Here is a 10,093-nt window from a genome sequence, read left to right on the forward strand (position 1 = left end):
ATTCGGGGCGGATGCCGCCGCGATCGCTTCCGCGGCGAGGTAGCCCGCATCGCTGTCACCGGCGGTGGGCAAAGCCAGCCGCAGGGAGCCCCACCCGGGCAGATTCAGGTCATCAAGCGCATTCGGGTTGGACTGCAGCCCTGGCAGCGTGCGCCACGACTGGTCAGCCAGCGCCGGGCTGAGCTCCGGACGAATCGCAAGCATCACCGGGGAGGTCACCAGGGAGTTGGCGGCCGTGACCATCGAGGGATTCGCGGCGGCCTGCAGGCGGGCGGTGGACACCGAGCTACCGGGGATCCACAGCGCCGGCTTGTCGCCCAGATCGGTGGGCCATTCCCCGGAAAATCCGCTGATCACAGCATCGGAGTCGGCAGCTTTGACGGCTACCGCGATGCAGTGATCGCCGACGGGGCTGGCAGATCCGTTGAACTTCTCGGCAAATGTCTCGAGCTGACCGGCGATCGCCGGGTCGGCCAGTACCGCGACCGTGAGCTCACCTTCCAGGCAGCGCCCGGCTGCGGTCGCCGACCGGTCGGACAGGGCATCGCCGAAGAACCGCCACAGGATGACCGCGGCGACCACCACAACCACGGTGATGAGTGCGGCGATCACACCGACGCTCACCCCACGTCGCCCCGGTGCCACGGTCCGGTGGCTGCCGGTCCATTCGCCGTCGTTGCGGTGCCCACCCTGGTACTCCGGGCGATCCTGTGACCGCCGGATCGCGGCGGTCTGGTTCTCGTCCGCGGGAGGTTGGTTCCCCGTCGGAAGTGGCGGAAGCGGATCGGGGTCGGCCTCGCTGAAGGTGGGTTCGGCCCGATATCTGGCATCCGGGTCGTCGTCGGCATCCGGATAGCCGGGGCGGAAGAATCCCGGACCGGGGGAGTGCTCCGGATCCTGCTCGTTGTACTCGGAGGAATCCGAGTACTCGCCCGGGACATCGCTGCCCGGGACATCACCCAAGGCGTCATCCCGGGCGTCGTCACCCCGGACATCGTCGTTGTCCCCGGGCTTGCTGTGCCTACCCACGACTGGACCCGACCAACACTCGCGAACCTCTCCTCCGCCCGGCTCCCGCCCGTACGCGAAGGAACCCGGCGACGAGTGTAGTCACTGAGCAGCGGCTGCTTTGAATTCGCGACGGCGGCGATGCAAGATCGGCTCGGTGTACCCGTTGGGCTGAGCGGCACCTTCGAGGATCAATTCCTGGGCGGCCAGGAACGCGATGCTGGCGTCGAAATCAGGTGCCATCGGCCGGTAGGCGGGGTCGCCGCTGTTCTGCCGATCGACCACCGGTGCCATCCGCTCCAGGCTGGCGCGGACATCCTCGGCGGTGATCACCCCGTGGCGCAGCCAGTTGGCCAGCAACTGACTCGAAATGCGCAGGGTCGCGCGGTCTTCCATGAGAGCAACATCATGGATGTCGGGCACCTTCGAACAGCCCACACCGTCGTCGATCCAGCGCACCACGTAGCCGAGGATGGACTGGCAGTTGTTGTCGACTTCCTGGTGGATCTCGTCCGAAGACCACTTCAACGACGAGTCGGCCAGCGGAATGGTGAGCAACTCGTCAATGGTGGTTCGGGGCTTGCCTTCCAGTTCCTTCTGGACGGCGAACACATCGACCTGGTGGTAGTGCAGCGCATGCAGGGTGGCCGCGGTGGGGGAAGGCACCCAGGCGGTGGTGGCGCCGGACCGGGGCTGACCGATCTTCTGCTCGATCATGTCGGCCATCAGGTCGGGCATCGCCCACATCCCCTTGCCGATCTGGGCCCTACCGGACAATCCGGCTGCCAGCCCGATGTCGACGTTGGCGTCCTCATAGGCCTTGATCCACGGCTGGGCCTTCATGGTGCCCTTGCGCACCATGGGACCGGCCTCGATGGAGGTGTGGATCTCGTCGCCGGTGCGATCGAGGAATCCGGTGTTGATGAACACCACCCGGTCGGCGGCAGCCTTGATGCACGCCTTGAGGTTGACGCTGGTGCGGCGCTCCTCGTCCATGATGCCGACCTTGATGGTGCCCTGCGGGAGTCCCAGCACGTCTTCCACGCGGCTGAACAGCTCGCAGGTGAACGCCACCTCGTCGGGGCCGTGCATCTTCGGCTTGACGATGTAGATCGAGCCGGTGCGGCTGTTCTGCAGCGGGCCGTTCCCGTCGGTTTCCTTGAGGCCGTGCACCGCGATCAGGCTGGTGAACAGGGCATCCAGAATTCCCTCGGGAGCTTCGACCTCTTCGTCGGCCGAACCGCGACACAGGATGGCGTCGTTGGTCATCAGGTGACCGACATTGCGGACGAACAGCAGGCTGCGTCCGGGCAGGGTCAGCTCCGACCCGTCCGGACGGGTGTAGGTGCGGTCGCCGTTGAGCACCCGGGTGAACGTCTTGCCGCCCTTGCTGACCTCTTCGGCCAGGTCGCCACGGTTGAGGCCGAGCCAGTTGCGGTAGCCGAGCACCTTGTCCTCGGCATCGACGGCGGCGACCGAGTCCTCGAAGTCCATGATCGTGGTGATCGCAGACTCCAGGGTGACGTCTTTGATGCCCGCCGGATCCGTCGACCCGATGGGCGATTCGGCGTCGATCACGATCTCGATGTGCAGGCCGTGATTCACCAGCAGAACAGAGGTCGGCGCCTCGGCCTCACCGGTGTAGCCGGCGAACTGCTCGGCAGTGGCCGGCGACGCCGTCTGGTCTTCGCCCAGGGTCACCGCCAGCGCGCCGTCGGCGACGCTGAGTTTGGTGGCCTCGGTCCACGACCCGGAGTTCAAGGGTGCGGTGTCGTCGAGGAATTTCCGGGCGTAGGCGATGACCTTGTCGCCGCGAACCCGGTTGTAGCCGGAACCCTTGTCGGCGCCGTCCTCCTCGGAGATCACATCGGTGCCGTACAAGGCGTCGTAGAGGGAACCCCACCGCGCGTTGGCGGCGTTGAGCGCAAATCGTGCATTGAGCACGGGAACCACCAGCTGGGGTCCGGCGGTGGAGGTGATCTCCGGGTCGACGCCGGAGGTGCTGATGGTGAAATCGTCGGGTTCCGGTAGCAAATAACCGATTTCGGTGAGGAACGCCTTGTAGGCCTCGGGATCGTGCGGCTCGATGACGTGGTGCCGATGCCACTTGTCGATCTGGGCCTGCAGCTCGTCGCGGCGGGCCAGCAACTGTTCGTTCTGCGGCGCCAGATCGGTGATGACCTTGTCCACGCCTGCCCAGAAGCTATCGGGGTCCAGGTCGGTGCCCGGCAACGCTTCGTTGTTCACGAAGTCGTGCAGCACCTTTGCGACCCGCAGATTGCCCACGGTCACACGCTCAGTCATTGGTCCTCCTTGGCCGGCAATCAACACATCGTACCCGTCAGTAACCTGCGTCATGTCCGGTGTCCGGCCATGAGGAGCAGGTCACAGCGCTCTCGCAGCGTAGTCCGCAGCGTTTCCGCGCGTTGCGCCACCAAGCTCTGGCAACGTACGTACTCGGCGCGACCCGCTGCGTCCTCGATTCGAATCGGTGCAAAATTGTACCGGGTCAGGTCGTATGGGCTGGCGCGCATATCCAGCTCGCGGGCCTCGGCGGCCAGGTCAAGGCAGTCGAGCAGCAAAGTGGACTCGATCAGCGGTCCGAGTTTGGCGACCCATTTGTACAAATCCATCCCGGCGTGCAGGCATCCCGGCTGTTCCCGGTCGACCTGCGTCTCGCGGGTGAGCGCGACGTTGTTCCTCGGAGCGGCCTCGGGGGTGAAGAAGCGGTAGGCGTCGAAGTGTGTACAGCGCAGCGGCAACGCTTCCACCACCGCGTCGGTGCCCGCAGCACCCAGGCGCAACGGCACCCCACCATGGCGGACATCGGCAGAGCGGTAGACCATCGCCCACTCATGCAGCCCAAAGCAATTCAGCTGCGGAGGCCGGCTCTGTGTGGAGGTCAGCAGCGTCGAGATGAATTCGATTGTCCCGAAACGCGCCCGCAGATGGTCTGCGGTCACCGTCACCCCGTCCGGGTGGGGGCCGTAGCCGGCGCGGTCCAGGTAGCGCTGCGCTGGTGGGCCGGTCAGCACCACACCGTAGCCAGGATGCCAGCGGGCTACCTGGCGAGGCCGCAAGCTGTAGTAGGTGAACAGGAAGTCCCACACCGGATGCGCTTCTCCGGCCGAAGCCCGGCGCCGGTGCGGAGCCAGGAATTTCTCGGCCCGGTCTCGATGTGCCGTCGCCCGGGCGGACCAATCCTGCTCGTCCAACACCGCCGGCCCCTGGGTCACGGCGCAATCAGACACGGTGAGTCCCGTCGCGCACGGTGCCCACCAGGTCCTCCACCAGGTCCTCGAGCGCCACCATGGCAACCACCGGAGCCGTCGGGCCGCCCTCGCCCATCGTCACCAGCGCCAGGTGGCTGTTGGTCCGGCGCAGCCGCGACAACGCATCCGGCAGCGGTAACCGTTCGGGCACGTGCGGAAGCGGCCGCACCAACGACAGATCCACCACCGTGTCGGGGTCGTCGCTGAGCGCGAGCACATCCTTGATGTGCAGATAGCCGACATAGATACCGTCGACACCGGCAACCGGGAAGCGGGAGTAGCCGGTCTGGATCAGCGCCTCCTCGACGGCACCGATCGTCGGCCCCGAACCGGCGGCGGCAACCGGGATCGCCCGGATCTCGGCCAGCGGCACCGCAACATCGGACACCGCCCGGGTGCGGATCTGCAACGCCCGGGTCAATCGGGTGTGTTCCTCGGGGTCCAGCAGACCCTCGGAGACCGATTCGGCGATCATCTCCGACAATTCGACCGTGGAGACGGTGATGTCGAGTTCATCTTTGGGCTCGACCCGCAAGGCGCGCAGGGTGATGTTGGCACACCAGTTGTAGAACGCGATCAGCGGTCTGACCGCACGCACGTACACCAGGTACACCGGAATCAGCAGCATGGCAGTCGATTCGGGACCCGCGATCGCGATGTTCTTCGGCACCATTTCGCCCAGCAGCACATGCAGGGTGACCACCACACCCAACGCGACAAAAAACGACACAGTGTGCAGCACGGCGTCGGGGATGCCGAGCAGCCCGAACGGCTCTTCGAGCAGGTGCGCCACCGCGGGCTCGCCCACCCGGCCCAGCAGGATCGAGCAGATGGTGATGCCCAGTTGGGCGCCCGCCAGCATCAGGGACAGTTGCTCACCGGCTCTGATGACCGTGACCGCGCTCTTCTTGCCCTGTTCCGCCAGCGCCTCGAGCCGGTCCCGGCGCGCCGAGATGAGCGCAAACTCCGATCCGACAAAAAATGCGTTCGCGGCCAGCAGCGCCACGGTCAGCAGCACTCCGAAAATGTCGCTACCCATCAGCGCTTTCCTCCGCTGTCTTCACCGGTCTGCGGATCCAACTCGGTGAGTTCCAGCTGATCGATACGTCGCCCGTCCATCGCCACCACCGTGGCCCGCCACCGGATCGGTTCGTCGAGCGCACCGTCGGGGTCGAATGCCCGCAACTCCACGGTGTCACCGGCCTGGGGAATGCGACCGAGCTCCTGCAAAACCAGCCCGCCGATGGTGTCGTACTCACCCTCGGGTGCCCGGTATCCGGTGGCCGAAGCCACTTCGTCGATGCGCAGCAGGCCCGACACCGTCCAGCTTCCGTCGGCTTCGATGACGTCGGGTGTGGCGTCGTCATGCTCGTCGCGGACGTCCCCGACGATCTCTTCGATGAGGTCTTCGACAGTGAGCATCCCTGCGGTACCGCCGTACTCGTCGACCACCAGAGCGGTCTGTAGGCCGTTGCCGCGGATCTGCGCGAACACGGCGTCACCGTCGAGCGTGGACGGGACAACCGCGACCGGTTGCACCAGGGCCGAAAGCCTGGTGGACGGCCGTTGCGCCCGAGGCACCTCGTAGACCTGCTTGATGTGGACCAGGCCGATCGTCTGGTCGAGGTCACCGTCGACGATCGGGAACCGCGAGTAGCCGGTTTCGGCGGCGAGCGCCACCAGGTCGGCGACGGTGTTGTGCGCTTCCAGCACGACGATCTTCGACCGCGGGGTCATCAATTCCTCGGCGCTGAGCTCACCGAACCGCAGTGATCGATCCACCAGAGTGGCGGTCAATGCGTCCAGCGAACCGTGGCGCGCCGAGTTGCGCACCAGCGCCACCAGCTCCTGCGGGGAGCGGGCCGAAGCCAGCTCATCGGCCGGTTCGATTCCCATCCGCCGCAAGATCCAGTTCGCCGACCCGTTGGTGGCTTTGATGGCCGGCTTCAGCAACATCGAGAACAGCAACTGCGGGCCGGCAGCGACTCGCGCGGTGGGAACCGGCAGTGCCACCGCCAGGTTCTTGGGCACCAGCTCACCGAAGATCATCGAGATCGAGGTGGCGATCAACAGTGCCAAGGCCAGCGCGATGCCGCCGATGCTGCTTTCCGGCAGGCCGATCGCGCGCAGTCCAGGCGCGATCAACCGCGCCACCACAGGTTCGGCGAGGTAACCGGTGCCCAGCGTGGTGATGGAGATGCCCAGCTGGGCGCCCGACAGCTGGAAGGACAGGGTGCGATGGGCACGTTGAACGAAGAGGTCGCGACGGTCACCGGAGCGGGCGTTTGCGTCGACGGTGCTGCGTTCCAGTGCGGTGAGAGAGAACTCGGCCGCCACGAACAGGGCTGTCCCCGCTGTGAGCACCAGAATCGCCAGCAGGGACAGGGCGGTGAACCACACACTCATGGCTGTGGCACCGCCGAAGTTGCGCCGGGCCCGGAGCCCGGCTGTCTAGAGGAGGGTTCGGCGTCCTGCGCCTCGGCCACGTGGTCTTGATCGGCGACCACGCCTGCGTCACTGGGTGCCTGAGGCACGTACTCCCTTTCCTTTTCCTTCACCTCGCGGGCTCATCCGCTTCGCGGATGGGCGACGCCCGGAGACGCACAGTTTAACTGCCAGGATCGTCACCAGCCTGCTGGTAGGGGATGTCCCTCGGCAAATCCCGCCGCCGACTGCACACCGAGCACCGCCTTGTCGTGGAGCTCGGCAAGGGTGGCGGCGCCGACATAGGTGCAGGTGCTGCGGACCCCGGAGGTGATGTGGTCCAACAGGTCCTCGACCCCGCCGCGTTCGGGGTCCAGGGCCATCCGGGACGTGGAGATGCCTTCCTCGAACAGCGCTTTGCGGGCCCGGTCGAAGCCGCTGTCGGCAGCGGTGCGCGCGGCGACCGCACGCTTGGATGCCATGCCGTAGCTCTCCTTGTAGGGCCGGTCATCGCGATCGTGCATCAGGTCGCCGGGAGACTCATAGGTGCCGGCGAACCAGGATCCGATCATCACGTTGGAGGCACCGGCCGCCAACGCCAGCGCAACGTCCCGCGGATGCCGGACACCGCCGTCGGCCCAGACGTGGCCGCCGAGTTTTCTTGCGGTAGATGAACATTCGAGCACTGCGGAGAACTGGGGTCGTCCGACACCGGTCATCATCCTGGTGGTGCACATGGCGCCGGGGCCGACGCCGACCTTGACGATGGTGGCGCCTGCCTCGAGCAGATCGCGGGTTCCGGCCGCCGAGACCACGTTGCCCGCCGCCAACGGCAGACCGAGGTCCAGGGCAGCTATCGCTTTGATGGCCTCGATCATCTTGATCTGGTGACCGTGAGCGGTGTCGACAACCAGGACGTCGGCTCCGGCCTCGGCCAGGGCGGCGGCTTTGGCGGTGACGTCACCGTTGATCCCGACGGCCGCGGCGATCCGCAGCCGGCCGGCGGCGTCGACGGCCGGGGTGTAGATGCCGGCCCGGATGGCGCCGGTCCGGGTGAGGACCCCGGCCAGGGTGCCGTCGGTGTTGGTGAGGACCGCGACACCGATCGGCGCCTGTTCGAGCTGGTCGAAGACCTTGCGCGGGTCGGTGCCCACCGGTGCGGTGACGAAGTCGGTGGCCGCGACATCGCGGACCCGGGCGAATCGGTCGATGCCGACACAGGCGGCTTCGGTGATCAACCCGACGGGACGGCCCGCCTGCACCACCACCGCCGCACCGTGCGCGCGTTTGTGGATCAGAGCGGTGGCATCCGAGACCGAGTCCTCCGGCGCCAGCTGTACCGGGGTGTCCGCAACCAGGTCACGGCTTTTGACGAAGTCGACGGACTCGCGGACCGCCTCGATCGGGAGATCTTGGGGCAGCACCACGATGCCGCCCCGGCGGGCGACGGTCTCGGCCATCCGGCGACCGGCGACGGCCGTCATGTTGGCGACCACCACCGGGATCGTGGTGCCGGTGCCGTCCGAGGTGGACAGGTCCACATCGAACCGCGATGTGACATCGCTGCGGTTGGGGACGACAAAGATGTCGTCGTAGGTCAGGTCATACGGCGGCCGATGGCCTTCGAGGAACTGCACGTACCTCAGGGTAACCGCTGACCCGCCGCTGGTTAGGCCTCGACCTCGGTACGGTCGCCGCTCCACAGGGTGTGGAACCGCTTGGTCCGGTCGGTGTCGATACGCCCATAGGTGTGTGCCCCGAAGAAGTCACGCAACCCCTGGGTCAGTGCGGCGGGCAGTCGCTCGGTGCGCAACCCGTCGTAGTACGACAGCGCCGAGCTGAAACCGGGAATCGGGATTCCCAGCTCAGTGGCCGTGACCACCACACGGCGCCAGCTGTCGATCGCATTCTCGATCGCGGCGCGGAAGTACGGGTCGACGATCAGGCTCGGCAGGTCGGCGTCGTTGTCGAAGGCATCCTTGATCCGGTTGAGGAACTTCGCCCGGATGATGCAGCCGCCGCGCCAGATGGTTGCCATGTCCCCGGGGGTGATGTCCCAGTTGTACTCGGCCGATCCGGCCTGGATCTGGTTGAACCCCTGGGCGTAGGCGATGATCTTCGAGGCATACAGCGCCTGCCGGATGTCCTCGGTGAACTGCGCGGCATCGGCCGGCTTGGCACCGAGATCCCCGGAGGCCAGGCCGGTGGTGGCCTGGCGCTGGGCCACCGAACCCGACAGTGCGCGGGCGAACACCGCCTCGGCGATGCCGGTGACGGGCACGCCCAGGTCGAGTGCCGACTTCACCGTCCAGCGGCCGGTGCCCTTCTGCTCGGCCTCGTCGAGGATCAGGTCGACCAGGGGAGTGCCGGTCTTGGCGTCGACCTGCCGGAGCACCTGGGCGGTGATCTCCACCAGGAAGCTGTCCAGGTCGCCCTTGTTCCACTCTTCGAACACATCGGCGATCTCGGGCGCGGATTTGCCCAGGCCGTCGCGCAACAGCTGGTACGCCTCGCCGATGAGCTGCATGTCGGAGTATTCGATGCCGTTGTGGACCATCTTGACGAAGTGTCCGGCGCCGTCCGGCCCGATGTGGGTGCAGCACGGCACGCCGTCGACATGGGCCGAAATCTCCTCCAGCAGCGGGCCGAGGCTCTCATAGGATTCGGCAGGCCCACCCGGCATGATCGAGGGGCCGTTGAGTGCCCCCTCCTCACCGCCGGAGATTCCGGCCCCGACGAAGTGCAGGCCGCGTTCGCGGATGGCCTTTTCCCGGCGGATGGTGTCGGTGTAGAGCGCGTTGCCGCCATCGATGATGATGTCGCCGGGTTCCATGGCGTCGGCGAGTTCGTTGATCACGGCGTCGGTGGCCTCGCCCGCCTTGACCATGATCAAGACCCGGCGCGGCTTCTCCAGCGCGGCAAGGAATTCCGGGATGGTTTCGCTGCGTACGAAGCTTCCCTCGGATCCGTGCTCGGCGAGCAGGGCGTCGGTCTTGGCCACCGAGCGGTTGTGCAGGGCAACGGTGTAGCCGTGCCGCGCGAAGTTGCGCGCGATGTTCGACCCCATCACGGCCAGGCCGGTGACCCCGATCTGTGCGGTGGCGTCGGTGGATGGGGAGTGGGTCATGAGAGCCCTTTCGGTTGACGTTCCGGCGCAGCGGCATTGAGCACGAGTTCAGTTTCGAGCAGAGCCTAGTCGCATCAGGCGGAGAACAGGCGCTGCAGCTCATGTAGCCAGGGCACCACGACCGCGATGGTGGGCACCACCAGGATCGCCCCGGCGCTGAGGTAGGCGACGGCGGCCAGCGGGGTGCTGTTGGGCCGCCCGGCCAGCCGGCGCACTCGGATGATGGTGGTGGGTCCGCCGGCGGCCAGGGCGCCCTTGGGGG

The 10,093-nt window shown here is 66.7% G+C and carries 6 protein-coding genes and 2 pseudogenes; all 8 read right to left on the reverse strand.

Features of this window, described 5'->3' with window-relative positions:
- Positions 1 to 1,029 (reverse strand): annotated as a pseudogene (locus tag WBB07_RS07175) (hypothetical protein); the annotation flags it as partial.
- An 81-nt stretch (positions 1,030 to 1,110) separates the two neighbouring features.
- On the reverse strand, positions 1,111 to 3,312 hold the full coding sequence (locus WBB07_RS07180) for a malate synthase G (RefSeq protein ID WP_526306147.1): 2,202 nt from the start codon (positions 3,310 to 3,312) through the stop codon (positions 1,111 to 1,113).
- A gap of 50 nt (positions 3,313 to 3,362) precedes the next feature.
- Positions 3,363 to 4,244, reverse strand: a complete 882-nt coding sequence (locus WBB07_RS07185) for a 3-methyladenine DNA glycosylase (RefSeq protein WP_526306149.1) — start codon at positions 4,242 to 4,244, stop codon at positions 3,363 to 3,365.
- A gap of 7 nt (positions 4,245 to 4,251) precedes the next feature.
- A complete protein-coding gene (locus tag WBB07_RS07190) occupies positions 4,252 to 5,319 on the reverse strand; it encodes a CNNM domain-containing protein (protein WP_526306150.1) in 1,068 nt (355 codons plus the stop codon).
- Positions 5,319 to 6,686 carry a CNNM domain-containing protein gene (locus WBB07_RS07195; protein ID WP_526306152.1) on the reverse strand — a complete coding sequence of 456 codons (1,368 nt, stop codon included), beginning with the start codon at positions 6,684 to 6,686 and terminating at the stop codon, positions 5,319 to 5,321. Before WBB07_RS07195 ends, WBB07_RS07190 begins: the two co-directional genes overlap by 1 nt.
- 218 nt (positions 6,687 to 6,904) lie before the next feature.
- A complete protein-coding gene (locus WBB07_RS07200) occupies positions 6,905 to 8,341 on the reverse strand; it encodes a GuaB1 family IMP dehydrogenase-related protein (RefSeq protein ID WP_526306154.1) in 1,437 nt (478 codons plus the stop codon).
- A gap of 32 nt (positions 8,342 to 8,373) precedes the next feature.
- Complete coding sequence (gene gnd, locus WBB07_RS07205) at positions 8,374 to 9,831, reverse strand: NADP-dependent phosphogluconate dehydrogenase (RefSeq protein ID WP_526306156.1); 1,458 nt, start codon at positions 9,829 to 9,831, stop codon at positions 8,374 to 8,376.
- A 74-nt stretch (positions 9,832 to 9,905) separates the two neighbouring features.
- Positions 9,906 to 10,093 (reverse strand): annotated as a pseudogene (locus tag WBB07_RS07210) (M56 family metallopeptidase); the annotation flags it as partial.

It is taken from the genome of Mycobacterium sp. (genome assembly GCF_049647605.1).
Taxonomy (GTDB): domain Bacteria; phylum Actinomycetota; class Actinomycetes; order Mycobacteriales; family Mycobacteriaceae; genus Mycobacterium.